The following is a 14,167-nucleotide window of genomic DNA, read 5'->3' on the forward strand; positions in this document are numbered from 1 at the left end:
GCTCACGGGGTGGCTCGCTCCCGGCCGCGACGGCGGCCTGCCCAGAGGGCGACGACCGACAGCACGACGAGCGCCGCGCTCGCGCCGCCCCCCGAGGACTGACAGCCACCTCCGGCAATCGAGACCACGCGGGCCTGCACGGAGACCTCGAACGAGCACTGCGCCGAGTTCCCCGCCGCGTCCGTCGCGGTGACGGTGACGCGAGTCTGGCCTCGCGAGAAGCGCGAGCCCGACTCCGGCGACGCGGTGACGGTCGCGGGCCCGGAGACGGAGTCCGTCGCCGTGGGCAGCGCGTACGTCACCTCCGTGCCGCCCGCTTCATCCAGGGTCACCCGGATGTCCTCCGGGCAGCTCACCGCGGGGGCCGTCGTGTCTCGCACCGTCACCTGGAACGAGCACGTGGACTGATGGTTCGTCGAGTCCACCGCCGTCACCGTGACGGTCGTCTCGCCCAGCGGCAGCCTGCTCCCCGACGGCGGCGAGTACGTCACCACCGGGTCCGGCCCTCCCGGGTCCGTGGCGATGGCGGGCTCATACGTCACCACCGCCCCGGAGGCGTCCTGGGCCTCCGCCGTCTGGTTCGCGGGGCACGTCAGCACGGGCGGCGGGTCGGTGACCACGTTCACCGCCACCGTGGCGGCGGGACTCTCCAGTCCGCAGTCCCGGGCCACGAAGGTGAAGCTGTCCGGTCCCTCGTAGCCGGGATTCGGCGTGTACGTGAGCGCGGGCGGAGTGCCGCTCAGCGTTCCATTCGCGGGCGGCGTGACGATGACGTAGGTCAGCGCTCCCGCCTCCGCATCCGTGGCCACCAGCGTCACGCTCACCGAGGTGTCGCGCAGCACATCCAGCGTCTGGACCTGCGCCACCGGCGCGGTGTTCTGAAGGACCGTCAGCGTCCGTCCGCCGCCAATCGCGTTGGCGAAGACGGAGAGCACATAGGTGCCGGGCGTCGCGCTGGCGGGAATGGGCACCGTCACGCCCGTGTCGGAGTGGTCCGTCCCCGGCGGGCTCCAGAGCCGGCCTCCCTCCACGCGCTGCAACCGCACCAGCGGGAAGTTCGTCGCGGAGTCCTTGTAGTCGCCCGAGCTGGCCCCGGAGATGCCCCGGAACCCCGTGCCGGTGACGCGGATGGGGCACGCGCGCAGCCCCTCGTCCGGCCCCGTCACCACCGGGCGCCAGGCGGGCTGCGCTCCCGTGTCCTCGTACAGCTCGGAGCTCGCCAGCCACGTATTGGCCGCGGACTCTCCCCCGAGCACGAGCACCTCGCTCGTGGGCAGCACCACGGCGGCGAAGCGCGCCCTGGGTCCACCGAGGTTCGTCGCCGGCTTCCAGGTGTTCGTCGTGCCGTCATACAGCTCCGCGGTGTCGAGCACCGCGCCTCCAGCGCCCTGGCCTCCCGCGACGAGCACGCGGCCCGACGGCAGCAGCACCGCGGAGTGGAAGGCGCGCGCCCCCGTGAGCGGGCCCGCCGGAGTCCAGGTGTTGGAGACCGGGTCATACAGCTCCGCCGAGGCCAGCTCCGCCGCGAGCGTGGAGCCCGCCGTCGCCAGCACGCGGCCCGAGGACAACAGCGTCAGCGTGAAGGACTCGCGCCCCTGCGCGAGGCTCGCCGCCGGAGCCCAGGTGTTGGAGACCGGGTCATACAGCTCCGCCGAGGCCAGCAGCCCTCCCGCGTTCTGCCCACCCGCCACGAGGACACGGCCGTCGTGGAGCAACACGGCGGCATGTCCCGAGCGCGGCGTGGAGGCCGATGCGGCGGCGCTCCAGGCATTGGCCGCCGGGTCATACAGCTCCGCCGACGCCGAGCCCGCGCCTCCCACCACGAGCACCTGTCCCGAGCCGAGCACCGTCGCGGTGTGTCCATCGCGAGCCGTGGCCAGCAAGCCCGCGGGCGTCCAGGCGTTGGCCGTGGCGTCATACTGCTCGGCCGAAGCCAGCGCGCCCCCGCCATCGGCACCGCCGACGACGAGCACCTGGCCCGACTGCAACAGGCTCACCGTGGCCCGCTCGCGCGCCGTCCCCAGGGATGCAGCGGGCGCCCAGGTGTTGCTCGCGCGCGAGTAGCGCTCCGCCGTCGCGAGCACGCCTCCCGGACCGCGTCCCCCTGCCACGAGCACCTGCCCCGTGGGCAACAGCACGGCCGCCTTGGAGGCACGGGCCGCCGCGAGATTGCCGGCAGGGGCCCAGACATCGCTGGACGCCTCATAGACGTCGGCGTCGGCGTAGAAGGTGAGGCTCGGGGTGGAGGAGTAACCACCGTTGGCCAGCACCTGGCCCGTGGGCAGCAGCGTCGCCATCAGGTTCTCACGCCCCACCGCCATCGACCCGGCCGAGCTCCAGGTTCCCGTCGCGGGGTCATACAGCTCCGAGACCACCTGGGTATTGCGAGCCGCGTCCGCGCCGCCCGCGATGAGCACCTGGCCGTTGGGAAGCAGCGTGGCGGAGTGGCCATTGCGCGGAAAGCCGAGCGCTTCCGTGGCGGTCCACGTGTTGGCCACGGGGTCATAGAGTTCCGCGTGGGTGGTGACCCCTCCCGCCGCGAAGCCTCCCACGAGCAGCACCCGGCCATCCGGCAACAGGGTCCCCGTCGCGTAGTGCCGAGGGACCAGGGCAGGCGCCGCGAGAGACCATGTCTCGGAGACGGGGTCATACAGCTCGCATTCGGGGACCTCGCCCGGGATGACGTTGCTGAAGCCGCTCACCACCAGCACCCGTCCAGCCCTCAGCAACACGGCCGTGTGGGCGCGATGGATGGCCGCCATGGAAGCCGTGGGCGTGAAGGTGTTGGTCACCGCATCGTAGAGCTCCGCCGTCGCCAGGTTGGAGCCACCGGCGACAAGCACCTTGCCCGAGGGCAGCACGGTGGCCGATGGCAGGCTGCGCGTCTCGGACATCGCTCCCGTGGCGGTCCAGGTGTTCGTCTGGGCATCGTAGATGCGTCCCGTCGTACTGCCGTCCGCCATCACCAGCGCCCGTCCCGTGGGAAGCATCACGCCCACGGTGATGTTGCCCTGGATGCCGGGGCTCCCAGCGGAGGCCCAGGTCCCACGCTCCGGGTCGAACCGCTCCGCGGTGGACACGAAGCCCAGCCTGTTGACCCCTCCGGACACCAGGACCGTGCCATCCGTCAGGAGCAGCGAGGAGTGCTGCGCTCTCGGGGTCGCCATGCCGGCCGTCGACGACCAGGCCGGGTCCACCACCAGCGGCGCGGCGAGTCCGGCGAGCGCCACCTCCGTGGAGAGACTCACGCGAACACCCTCGACGTCGAACACGTTCGCGACCGAGGACGCGCGCACGCCCGACAGTCGCGTGACGCCGCGTCGGGACTCGCCCCGCGCATCGCGCACCTCGGACGGATGGAAGCGCAGGACGGGCTGCCCGTCGGTGTCGAGGAACTCCACGTACTCGCCCACGTCCCGCAGGCGCGTCACCGAAGGCGGCAGCGTGACGTGGTACTCCGCGCGGTGGAGCGGCTCGGAGCCATCCACCACCCATGCCTCCTCCAGTCGCGAGGAGCGCCAGCCCTGGCTCACCTCGGCGGAAGCACCCACCGGGAACCAGAAGTGCCGGGGGCCCGCGAAGACCTCCGTGCGCTCGCGGCGCAGGGCCCCGGCGTCATCGGCGGAAGCCCCCTGTTCGATGCGGAAGAGCAGGCCCCGCGTCGTCAGCTCCAGCGTCCCGCTCCCGGAGAGCCGCGACGTGAGGGCGCGGGAATCCGCGACGGTGAGGGGAACCTCCGAGGAGGAGTAGACCTTCGACGGTGCCTCCTCCGGGGTCAGCTCCGGGAAATAGGCTCGGGTCAGGGCCACGGCTTGCGCCGAGTCCGGCAGGTCGCGCTTCTGTTCGCACGCGGCGAAAAAGGCACAGCAGAGCACCACGACCAGGCGTTGCGAGACGCATCTCGACTGCATCTGTCACCCTCCACACCCGTGCGTGTGGCACGGGCTGACGCGCGGGGGACTCCACGACGGGCGAGCGTGCGCGTGTTACATCCGGCTGTATCACGCTTTGACCCCTCCGGGTCCTGGCCGACGCCTCGAAAAAAGGACGCTGGAGGTTTGGACACAGTGGCAGGCTGCGGCCTCATTGGATTTCCTGGAGGAGCACCATGACCGCGACGAAGCACCAGCCCGTCACCGCGCCTGGATTGCCGAAGCCCGTGGGCCCCTACTCTCCGGGCATGCGGCTGGACTCGCTGCTCCTCGTGTCCGGACAGGCGGCCACGGACCCCGCCACCGGGAAGCAGGCCGAGGGAATCGAGGCGCAGACGGAGCAGGTCCTGCGCAACCTGGAGCGCATCCTGCTGGCCGGTGGCTCCAGCCTCCAGCACGTCCTGCGCTGCGGCGTCTTCCTCGTCGACATGAAGGACTTCTCCCGGATGAACGCCGTCTACGAGCGCGTGTTCGCCGGGCACCGGCCCGCCCGCACCACGGTGCAGGTGGCCGCGCTCCCCGAGGCCGGCCTGCTGGTGGAGATCGACTGCATCGCCTACGTGCCCTGAGACGGGTGCGGGCCCCACGGTCCGAATCAGGACCGGAACTGTCCTAGATGGCCCCTACGGTGCCTTCCGATACCCACTACCGGAAGGCCCGATGCGACCGCTCTTCTTCACGCTCTTGTTGCTGCTCACGTGCGAGGCGGGTGCGCGCCCGCGGACACCTCCGACAGGAGCCTCCGCCGTGAAGCCCGCTTCCCGTGATTGCTGTGCCGTGCTGGAGCTGCGGCAGTACACGCTGCGCCCAGGCCAGCGCGACGTCCTCATCGAGTTGTTCGAGCGGGAGTTCATCGAGAGCCAGGAAGCCGAGGGCGCTCACCTCGTCGGACAGTTCCGGGACTCGGCCCGCTCCGAGCGCTTCGTCTGGGTGCGCGGCTTCCCGGACATGGTGTCGCGCGAGCAGACCTTGAAGCGCTTCTACGGCGGCCCCGTGTGGAAGGCCCATCGCGAAGCGGCCAACGCGACGATGTTGGACGCGACGAACGTGCTGCTGCTGCGCCCCCTCGCCGGAAGTCGAGGGTTCCCCCCGCCGAGCTCCCCACGGCCCGACAAGGGGAGCGCCTCGACACCGGACTCCGTCGTCCGCGTCACGCTGCTCCACCGTGACGCGCCCCTGGACGCCGGGTTCCTGCGCTTCGTCGAGCAACAGCTCGTGCCCGTCCTGCGCGAGACGGGCGGCGCGCCGCTCGCCCTGTTCCAGACGGAGTCCGCCCCGAACACCTTCCCCGCCCTCCCCGTGCGAGAGGGAGAACACGTGCTCGTCGCGTTCACCGTGTTCGCCAGCCGGGAGAAGTACCAGGCCCACGTCGAGCAACTGGCCCGCTCACGCCGCTGGACGGACACCGTGCGCCCCGCCCTGCTCCAGCACCTGAAGGCGGCCCCCGAGTCCCTGCTGCTGGAGCCCACGCCCCGCTCCCTGCTGCGGTGAAGCGCCGGCGACGGCGACACCGCGAGCGACCCAATCCAGGGGCCGCGCAGCTTCTCCGGCCCCAGGACGACCTTCGTCAGGTTCAGGCGGACTCTCTTGAGCAAGGCCACGCCCAGCGTCGCCTTGCCGTAGAGCGCCGACGCGCGGCCCGGCTGACCCATGGCGCCGAAGAAGTCGGCCGTGCCCGCCAGGCCTCGGAGACCTCCTTGCAGGGGGCACGCCAGGATGAGCCGTGGAGTGACGCACGGCCAGCTCATGGCCAGGACTGTCCACCCGCTTTGACAATCCCCTGACGCGGTGTCCAACCCCCTGGAAGGGCGCGCGTCGGTCCGTCTCGCACCCGGGTCCGTGGGGGATGGGTCTGATTCCCTTCCGACAAGCGCTCCCCCGAGGTGTCGATTCATGGGTCTCCTCCCGGTACCCCAGTCGGGATTTACCGAGGGGCCTGGCGCACCCAGCTTGGGCCGGGGTCCGTCCATCCCGGACAGGCCTCGGAGCCTCTGGAATTCCGCCACGCCCGAGACATGGCGAGCCTGGTGCCGGATGGGTCTCGAGAGGAGCACCTATGATGTCGCGGTGGATGGGCTGGATGGCCTTGGGGATGGCCTTGTTTTGCAGCGCGGGTGCGGGCGCGACGGAGCCGGAGCTTCCCGACGCCTCGGAGATGGACGCGTTCGCCACGAGTTGGATCTACGAGGACTCCATGGCGTCGCCCTGGGTGGACGCCTCCTGGACGACACATTCCCTGGTGGCCACCTCGCCGGTGTCGGGGGGGAGGCACTCCATCTCCGCGACGATGGGCGCCGAGGAGGCCCTGTTCTTCTACACGCCCTCCCGCGTCGCCGACTCCAGCGCCGTGTTCATCCTGCGCGTGCACGGCGGAACGAGTGGCACGGGCGCGGCGGTCAAGGTCCGCGCCTTCGCGGATGACGTGCTGACCGCCGGCACGGACCTGGGAGCGCGCTGCTCCGGGGGACGCATCCAGGCCAACACCTGGGTGACCTGCAACGTGCCGCTCTCCGCGCTCGCGCCCCCGGGGGCCCGCATCAAGGGCCTCGTGCTCCAGGAGGGGCGCGGCGTGACGCTGCCCACGCTCTACTTCGATGAGCTGCGCGTGGAGGGACTGAGCGTCCCCTCCCCCGTGACAGTCACCCTCAACCCCGCCTCCCTCTCCATGACGGGAGGGACCTCCCGGACCTTCATCGCCACGGTGACGGGGACCGCGAACACGGCGGTGACCTGGTCCGTGCGCGAGGGGCCAGCGGGCGGCTCCGTCACCGCCTCGGGCCGCTACACCGCGCCCAGGCAGCCAGGCACGTATCACCTGGTGGCCACCAGCGTCGCGGACCCCACGAAGTCCGCGACGGCGCCCATCAGGGTCACCCCGCCGCCGCCTGGCGGGCTGTGGGTGTCTGGCTATTACACCGGCTGGAACGCGGACCTCTATCCGCCGGAGAAGGTCGACTTCAGCGCGATGACCCACATCATGGTCGGCCGCGTCACCCCCAATCCCGACGGCACGGTGAACACCCAGTTCGACAATGACAACGGCCCCGCCATCGCCCGCACCCTGTCCACGCGCGCCCACGCGGCCAACCGCAAGGCCCTCATCATGGTGGGCGGCGCCGGAGAACATGACGGCTGGGTAGGCGCCGCATCCAATGCCAACCGCGCCCGCTTCGTGCGCAACCTCCTGGCCGCCATGGACAGCTTCGGCTACGACGGCCTGGACATCGACTGGGAGCCGGTGGAGGCCGCCGACAAGCCCTTCCTGCTCGCGCTGGTGCGGGAGCTGCGAGCGGCGCGGCCCGGCATGCTCCTCACCTTCCCCATGGGCTGGGTCAACGCCAACTTCCCCGAGGACGCCGACCCGTGGTTCACCAACCTGGTGCCGTACCTGGACCAGATGAACGTCATGACCTACGAGATGACGGGCCCCTGGGATGGCTGGACGTCCTGGTACTCCTCCGCGCTGACGGCGGAGACGAGCGCCCACCCCACCTCGGTGGCCTCCAGCCTGAGTGCCTGGGTGGGCGCGGGAATCCCCAGGGCCAAGCTGGGCATGGGGCTGCCATTCTATGGCATGGCCTGGCGCCACATCACCGGTCCCTATCAGCCCTATACCGACTGGTCGGACTACGTGGGCAGCGACAATGACTTCACCTACGCGCGCATCCTCCAGTTGACGGCCCAGGGTGGGACGTACCGCTGGGATTCCCTGGCGCAGTCCAGCTACGTGACCTTCACCACGCCGGTGGTGGATGGCACCGTGCGCTGGATTTCCTATGACTCGCCGCAAGCGATTGCGGCCAAGGGCGCCTGGGCGCGCGCCAACGGCTTCGGCGGCACCATCATCTGGAGCCTCAACCAGGGCTGCACCAACCCGGTGACGGGCGCCAATCCTCCGCTCGACGCGGTGAAGGGCGCCTTCCTTCCGTAGCGGAAGACAGGCGATGCCCACTCAGGGAACGCGGTTTCCCTGAGTGGGCATCCCATGCCCCTCATGCCCCGCACCCGCGGGGCCTCCTCGGCCTCCCAGGGCATCACCCCACCGGGCCGAGGGGGAGCCCTGCCAGGGCATGTCGGCCACCTGAAATAAAACACATATTCCATCCGGCGTCGCCAACTGGCGGCCGACACACACATGCAACGTGAAGCAGCCCAAACCGAGCCGATGTTGCCTTGGCGTTCGTGATCCTGGCTCCCAATCTGCAGTCACCAAATGCCGACCGGGCTTCACCGGTCTTCTACAGTTGGAGCAGTTCAAGTGAAAGCAATCAAAGGCATCCTCACCGCCGCCGCGGTTACGGCGACTCTGGCCTTCGCATCGAACGCGGCCGCGCAGACCGATACGGCCACCCTGACGGTGACCGCTACCGTGGCGTCCGCGTGCTCCATCGAGTCTGGCACGCTCGACTTCGGGCCCTACGACCCGGTGGGCGTCAACTCCCCCACCGGTGTGGACCTGATCGGCTCGGGGACGCTGTCCGTGACGTGCACCCTGGCGGGCACCGCCGTCATCACCCTGGGTCAGGGCGCCAACCCCGACGCGGGCTCGACGGAGGCGGCGCCAGCGCGCCGGATGCTCAACACGCTCTCCGCCGACTACCTGTCCTACGACTTGTACCAGGACACCACGCGGCTGGAGATCTGGGGCAACACGGAGCCCACGGGCCTGCCGTACACCGGGACCGGCGAGGCCGAGGACGTGACGGTCTACGGCACCGTGCCGCTGGGTCAGAACGTTCCCGCCGGCAGCTACATCGACACGGTCGTCGCCACCATCACCTTCTGAAGTCGTAGCCGGGGGTATCATGCGCATCCGTCCTTTCTTCCGGAGTCTTTGTCTGGGGTTGTTGGGCACCCTGACAGGAATTGTTTCCACGCCAGGGCAGGCCGCCTCGCTCGAGGTCAATCCTGTTCGTGTCGAACTGGCGCCGGGAGCCAGGGGCGTGGTGGTGACCGTGAAGAATCAAAGCCTGGAGACCACACGCTTCCAGGCCTCGGTCCATACCTGGGCCCAGGACGAAGACGGGCGCATGAAGCTGGAACCGACGAAGGAAGTCTTCTTCTTCCCGTCGATGTTGACGCTGGAGCCGGGGGAGTCCCGTCCCATTCGGGTAGGGATTTCCTCGGCGCCTCGCGACAAGGAGCGGGCGTACCGGCTCGTCGTGGAGGAGCTGCCACCGCTCGCGCCAAGGCCTTCCGTCATGGGGCTGAAGATTCTCACCCGCGTCTCCATTCCGGTGTTCGCCGCACCGAAACAGAAGGAGTCACGGGTCCGTCTGGAAGATGTCGACCTGCGACAGTCGCAGTTCCGCTTCCGCGTGAAGAACCCGGGCACCGTGAACTTCTTCATCCGCAACACGCGGGTGCGAGGTCTGGATGCCCGCGGCAAGAAGCTGGTCGAGCAACAGAAGCCGGGCTGGTACGTGCTCGCGGGTGACTCGCAAGTGTTCGCCCTGGATGCCAGCGCCGAGAAGTGTCGCCAGATTCGCTCGCTGGAGCTGGAGGTGGAGACGGACCAGGGCGTGTTCCGCCACGCCGGCCCCATCACCGCGGCCGAGCCCTGCAAGCCTTTGTCCCCGCCATGAACCGACGACTCCTGGCGAGGCCGCGGGCGGCGCTGGCCCTGGCGCTGGCCCTCGGGCTTCCAAACGCGCGAGCGTCCGAACCCGCGCCCCCCATCCCCATCGTCGTCGAGCTCACCCTGAATGGCGTTCCCCAGGGGGACACCTACCCGTTGGTGAGGGGAGACGACGTGTTGATACCCATCATCGCGCTGGAGTCCCGGGGGGTCGACCTGGCACGGCTCGGGGCGGACGTCGAGGTCATCAATGGTCAGACCTACGTCTCGCTTCAATCCCTGGCGCCCCGAGGCAGCTTCAAGCTCGACGAGCGCACCGCCACCCTGCGCTGCGAGCTGCCGCCCTCCGCCTTCGTGGCGACCCGCGTCGACCTGGGCCCCAGGCCGCCCGCGGGCTACGCCGTCTCCGGAACTCCGAGCGGGTTCGTCAACTACGCGGCCCAGTTGCGCAACGCGAGCCTGGCGTTGTTCGGCGAGGTCGGCGCGTCGGTGGGAAGGGGCCTGCTGACCACCCAGGGGCGGTGGAACCCCGGCGCGGCGCCGCTGCGGGGCCTGACGCAACTGTCGGTGGACTTTCCGGAGGCCATGGTGCGCGTCCTCGCGGGCGAGGCCACCGGCTACGGCGGCGTGCTCGGAGGCGGCGCGGTGGTGGCGGGCCTCCACGTCATGCGCTCCTTCGAACTCAACCCCTACTTCGTGCGCAACCCGGTGCAGGACCTGGCGGGCGACGTCACCACGCCCTCGACGCTGGAGGTCTATGTCAACAACCGGCTGGTGCGCCGCACGGAGCTGCCCCCGGGCCCCTATCGGCTGGAGAACCTCACCATGCCCCGGGGCGATGGGACGGCGCGCTACGTCGTGCGCGACGCCTTCGGTCGCGTGAGCGAGGTGAATACGTCGTACTCGCTGGGCGCGCAGCTGCTGGCGCCCGGCGTGGCGGACTATCACCTGTCGCTGGGCATCGAGCGCGAGTCGCTGAACTCGCGCAGTTTCGACTACGGACGACCGCTGCTGCTGGGCACCTTCCGCATGGGGACAACCCCCTGGTGGACACCGGGCGTACGGCTGGAGCTGTCGCCCGACCTGCTCAGCACCGGAGCCATGCAGTGGTTCCAGCTTCCGATTGGACAGATGGAGGTCTCCCAGTCCATCAGCCGCTCGGAGCGACGCACCGGCGTGGCGGCCGGCGCCGCGTACGCCGTCCAGGGGCGGCAGTGGGGGGGCTCCGTCTTCAGCCGGGCGATGAGCGCGCACTACGCCCACGCCAACCTCACCCCGGCCGGGCCGCACCCCCTGGTGGAGGTGGGCGGCAACCTCTTCGCCTCGCTGGGCCGCCGCGTGGGCGTGGGCGGACAGGCGGTCGTGACACGCTGGAGGAACCGCGGCTGGACCACGTGGCTGAGCGCGTCGACCTCCGCGCAGTTGACCGAGCGGACCCTGATTTCGTTCTCCGCCAGCCGGGGCCAGCGGCTCCTGGGGGCCTCCACGCTGGAAGGCATGCTGAACCTGGTCGCCATCCTGGACCCGAGGACGACGGGCACGGTGGGCCACAGCCAGAACCGGGACGGCGGCACCACTTCCGTGAATGTCTCACGGGGGGTGCCGGTGGAGGGCGGGCTGGGCTTCCAGGTCCAGGGCCAGGTGGGCCGCTACGAACAGGCCCTCGGCCGCGTCGAGTATGAGACGAACGTGGGCCGCTATGGGGCCGGTATGGAGTGGCGAGAGGGCAGGTGGGTCGGCGCGGCCGAGGTGTCCGGCGGACTGGTGGCGCTCGGCGGACGCCTGCGTCCCACCCGGGCGGTGAATCAGCAGGGGTATGCGCTGGTGCGGGTGGAGGGCGTGGAAGGCGTCGGCGTGCGGCTCGACAACCATCTCATCGGACGCACGGATGAGCGGGGCGAGCTGATGGTGACGCGGCTCCAGTCCTATGGTGCGAACCGGGTGTCGCTGACAGACGAGGACCTGCCGCTGGAAGTCTATCTCCGGACGTCGGAGAAGGTGGCGGCGCCATGGCGTCGCGGCGGCGTGGTACTCGACTTCCAGTTGGACGTGGTGCGCGCGCTCCGGGGGCAGTTGGTGCTCGCCGACGACGCGGCCAAGCGCACGCCCGCCCTGGGCGAGCTCCGGGTCGACTTCGAGGAAGAGCACTTCAGCTCCCCGGTGGGGAGGAATGGCGAGTTCGAGTTGGTGGGTCTCCCCGCGGGAAGACACGAAGCGACAGTCATCTACACCGGGGGACAATGCGTCGCGACGCTGGACATCCCATCGCTCGCGGACAAGGTCATCGACCTGGGAACCGTGAGGTGCGTGGATGAGACTGGGCGGTGATACGACGAGAACCCAGGCGCTCATGCTGGCGGGCCTGTGCGGGCTGGCACCCGCGAGCGCCCGGGCGGCCTGTGAGATTCGCGCGGTGGTGGGTCCGAGCTTCCTCAACTACACCAGCCTCCCCCCGCTGCCACTCGACTCCACGGGGAGCGTCACCTTCCGGTGCACCGCCGTCCAGACCACGCCCATCACCATCGACTTGAGCGAGGGCAGCTCCGGCTCCTACGCGACTCGGCACCTGCAGGGCCCGTCCTCCACCCCTCTCGAATACAACCTCTTCCTGGACGCCACCTACCTGAGCATCTGGGGAGACGGCCTCTCAGGCACGTCCCGCTACGGCCCGGTCGTCCCCCCGCTGGACGAGGACATCACCGTCACCATCTACGGCCGCATTCCCGCCCAGCAGAGCGTCGTGGCGGGCGCCTACTCCGACACGGTGGTGGTGACGCTGAACTTCTGACGCCCTGGCGCCCCCCCGCTCACGCCACGTATGAGTCCCGCGGGGACGGCCGGGACTCGGGGGCATGCGCCTGGCAGGGGCGCTCCGGCGCGGACGTCGCGCTCGCGCCAGCCTGGACGGCTCGCCTATCCTCGCGCCATGAGTTCTTCCGACCCCATCGCGACGACCTTCGTCACCCATGAAGTCACCAATCAGGCGCCCCCCCTGGTGTACGACGCCTGGAAGACAGACCTCCCGCTGCGCGAGGCCGTGGCACGCGAGGGTGGGAGCTGGGCGGAGGCGGACATCGCGAAGTACGGCCCGCTGGTGGGCGGCGAGCTGATGCAGCTGGGCTTCACCGCCAACGAGAACAAGCCGAAGTTCAAGCCCTTCGACCGCTATGGCAACCGGCTGGACGAGGTGGAGTTCCATCCGGCCTACCACCGCATCATGGAGGCGGCCGTCGCCCACGGCATCCCCAACTTCGCGTGGCGCCACGAGAAGACGGTGGGCGCCCACGTCGCGCGCATGGCGCTCTCCTATCTCCACAACCAGGCGGACCAGGGGACCAGCTGTCCGCTGACGATGACGTACGCATGCGTGCCCACGTTCCGGGCGCACGCGGGGCTCGCGGAGAAGTGGCTGCCGCTCGTCACGTCCACGTCGTATGACTCGCGCTTCCAGCCCGCCGAGCAGAAGAAGGGCGTCACCATCGGCATGGGCATGACGGAGAAGCAGGGCGGCTCCGACGTGCGCAGCAACAGCACGCGCGCGCACCAATTGGGAGCGCGCGGTCCGGGCAATCCCTACGCGTTGGTGGGGCACAAGTTCTTCTTCTCCGCGCCCATGAGCGACGCCTTCTTCGTCCTGGCCCAGGCCGAGGGGGGCCTGTCGTGCTTCCTCCTGCCGCGCTTCACGCCGGAGGGCACGCGCAACGCCATCCGAATCCAGCGGCTCAAGGACAAGCTGGGGGACTGGAGCAACGCCAGCTCGGAGGTGGAGTTCCAGGGCGCGGTGGCCTTCATGGTCGGCGAGGAAGGCCGGGGCGTGGCGACCATCCTGGAGATGGTGGCCCTCACGCGCCAGGACTGCATGATTGGCTCCAGCAGCCTGATGCGTCAGGCGCTGGTGCAGGCCATCCACCACGCGCGGCACCGCAAGGCGTTCGGCCGGCGGCTCATCGAGCAGCCGCTGATGATGAACGTGCTCGCGGACCTGGCGCTCGAGTCGGAGGCCCACACCGTGCTGACGGCGCGCGTGTCCCGCGCCGTGGACGCAAGCCACCGCGACGAGCGCGAGGCCGCCTTCGCCCGCATGGCCACCGCCGTGGGCAAGTACTGGGTCTGCAAGCGCGCCCCCACCTTCGTCAACGAGGCGCAGGAGTGCCTGGGCGGCGCCGGCTACGTGGAGGAGTCCAACCTGGCGCGGCTGTACCGGCAGGCGCCGCTCAACTCCATCTGGGAGGGCAGCGGCAACATCCAGTGTCTGGACGTGCTGCGCGCGGCCACCCGTGAGCCGGCCAGCCGGGAGGCCCTGTTCCAGGAGCTGATGGCGGCCCAGGGCGGCCACCCCGCGCTCGACGCGGAGCTGGCGCGAATCGCCAAGGACTTCTCGGACACCGCCACGCTGGAGACGCGCTCGCGCTTCGTCGTCGAGCGGCTGGCCCTGGCGCTCCAGGCCTCCCTGCTCCTGCGCGCGGGAAACAGCCAGGTCGCCGACGCCTTCTGCGAGTCCCGGCTCGGCGGCGCGCACGGCAACTGCTTCGGCACCCTGCCCGCCCATGCCCCGATGAAGGCGCTCATCGAGCGGGCCTTCAGCGAAGGCGCGGTGAGCTGAGGCTCCCTCGCCTGCCCTCACCCCCTGTCCGACCCAGGCCGCCGGACAGGGGGG

At 70.1% G+C, this 14,167-nt stretch carries 9 protein-coding genes; 8 read left to right on the forward strand and 1 reads right to left on the reverse strand.

Annotated features, from left to right (window positions below):
* Window positions 1–2: 2 nt before the first annotated feature.
* Window positions 3–3,911: a kelch repeat-containing protein gene (locus tag LZ199_RS35695; protein WP_253998252.1), complete on the reverse strand. Its 3,909-nt coding sequence runs from the start codon at window positions 3,909–3,911 to the stop codon at window positions 3–5.
* Between the two features lie 197 nt (window positions 3,912–4,108).
* Between LZ199_RS35695 and LZ199_RS35700 the strand changes: the two genes are divergently transcribed.
* The 8 genes from LZ199_RS35700 to LZ199_RS35735 all read left to right on the forward strand — a co-directional run bounded on the left by LZ199_RS35700 (window position 4,109) and on the right by LZ199_RS35735 (window position 14,113).
* Complete coding sequence (locus tag LZ199_RS35700) at window positions 4,109–4,501, forward strand: RidA family protein (RefSeq protein WP_163868848.1); 393 nt, start codon at window positions 4,109–4,111, stop codon at window positions 4,499–4,501.
* A 178-nt stretch (window positions 4,502–4,679) separates the two neighbouring features.
* On the forward strand, window positions 4,680–5,423 hold the full coding sequence (locus tag LZ199_RS35705) for an NIPSNAP family protein (RefSeq protein ID WP_253998253.1): 744 nt from the start codon (window positions 4,680–4,682) through the stop codon (window positions 5,421–5,423).
* A 568-nt stretch (window positions 5,424–5,991) separates the two neighbouring features.
* Window positions 5,992–7,863 carry a glycoside hydrolase family 18 protein gene (locus LZ199_RS35710; RefSeq protein WP_253998321.1) on the forward strand — a complete coding sequence of 624 codons (1,872 nt, stop codon included), beginning with the start codon at window positions 5,992–5,994 and terminating at the stop codon, window positions 7,861–7,863.
* Between the two features lie 327 nt (window positions 7,864–8,190).
* Entirely contained in the window at window positions 8,191–8,718 is a 528-nt protein-coding gene (pru, locus tag LZ199_RS35715) for a fruiting body development fimbrial-like coat protein PRU (protein ID WP_253998254.1), read from the forward strand.
* 19 nt (window positions 8,719–8,737) lie between these two features.
* Window positions 8,738–9,517: a fimbrial biogenesis chaperone gene (locus LZ199_RS35720; RefSeq protein WP_256569674.1), complete on the forward strand. Its 780-nt coding sequence runs from the start codon at window positions 8,738–8,740 to the stop codon at window positions 9,515–9,517.
* A complete protein-coding gene (locus LZ199_RS35725; protein ID WP_253998256.1) occupies window positions 9,514–11,838 on the forward strand; it encodes a fimbria/pilus outer membrane usher protein in 2,325 nt (774 codons plus the stop codon). Before LZ199_RS35720 ends, LZ199_RS35725 begins: the two co-directional genes overlap by 4 nt.
* Window positions 11,822–12,298 (forward strand): Csu type fimbrial protein, encoded by a 477-nt coding sequence (locus LZ199_RS35730; RefSeq protein ID WP_253998257.1) that lies wholly within the window; start codon window positions 11,822–11,824, stop codon window positions 12,296–12,298. The genes LZ199_RS35725 and LZ199_RS35730 overlap by 17 nt, the downstream gene beginning before the upstream one ends.
* 138 nt (window positions 12,299–12,436) lie before the next feature.
* On the forward strand, window positions 12,437–14,113 hold the full coding sequence (locus tag LZ199_RS35735) for an isovaleryl-CoA dehydrogenase (RefSeq protein ID WP_253998258.1): 1,677 nt from the start codon (window positions 12,437–12,439) through the stop codon (window positions 14,111–14,113).
* Window positions 14,114–14,167: the final 54 nt, after the last annotated feature.

The sequence above is a fragment of the Myxococcus qinghaiensis genome (assembly GCF_024198215.1).
GTDB lineage: Bacteria > Myxococcota > Myxococcia > Myxococcales > Myxococcaceae > Myxococcus > Myxococcus qinghaiensis.

Excerpts from the sequence above, each read along its gene's own strand:
- LZ199_RS35720 (WP_256569674.1), top strand. The coding sequence starts at position 8,738 with ATGCGCATCCGTCCTTTCTTCCGGAGTCTTTGTCTGGGGTTGTTGGGC.
- LZ199_RS35725 (WP_253998256.1), top strand. The coding sequence starts at position 9,514 with ATGAACCGACGACTCCTGGCGAGGCCGCGGGCGGCGCTGGCCCTGGCG.
- LZ199_RS35710 (WP_253998321.1), top strand. The coding sequence starts at position 5,992 with ATGTCGCGGTGGATGGGCTGGATGGCCTTGGGGATGGCCTTGTTTTGC.
- LZ199_RS35700 (WP_163868848.1), top strand. The coding sequence starts at position 4,109 with ATGACCGCGACGAAGCACCAGCCCGTCACCGCGCCTGGATTGCCGAAG.
- LZ199_RS35735 (WP_253998258.1), top strand. The coding sequence starts at position 12,437 with ATGAGTTCTTCCGACCCCATCGCGACGACCTTCGTCACCCATGAAGTC.
- LZ199_RS35695 (WP_253998252.1), bottom strand. The coding sequence starts at position 3,911 with ATGCAGTCGAGATGCGTCTCGCAACGCCTGGTCGTGGTGCTCTGCTGT.
- LZ199_RS35730 (WP_253998257.1), top strand. The coding sequence starts at position 11,822 with ATGAGACTGGGCGGTGATACGACGAGAACCCAGGCGCTCATGCTGGCG.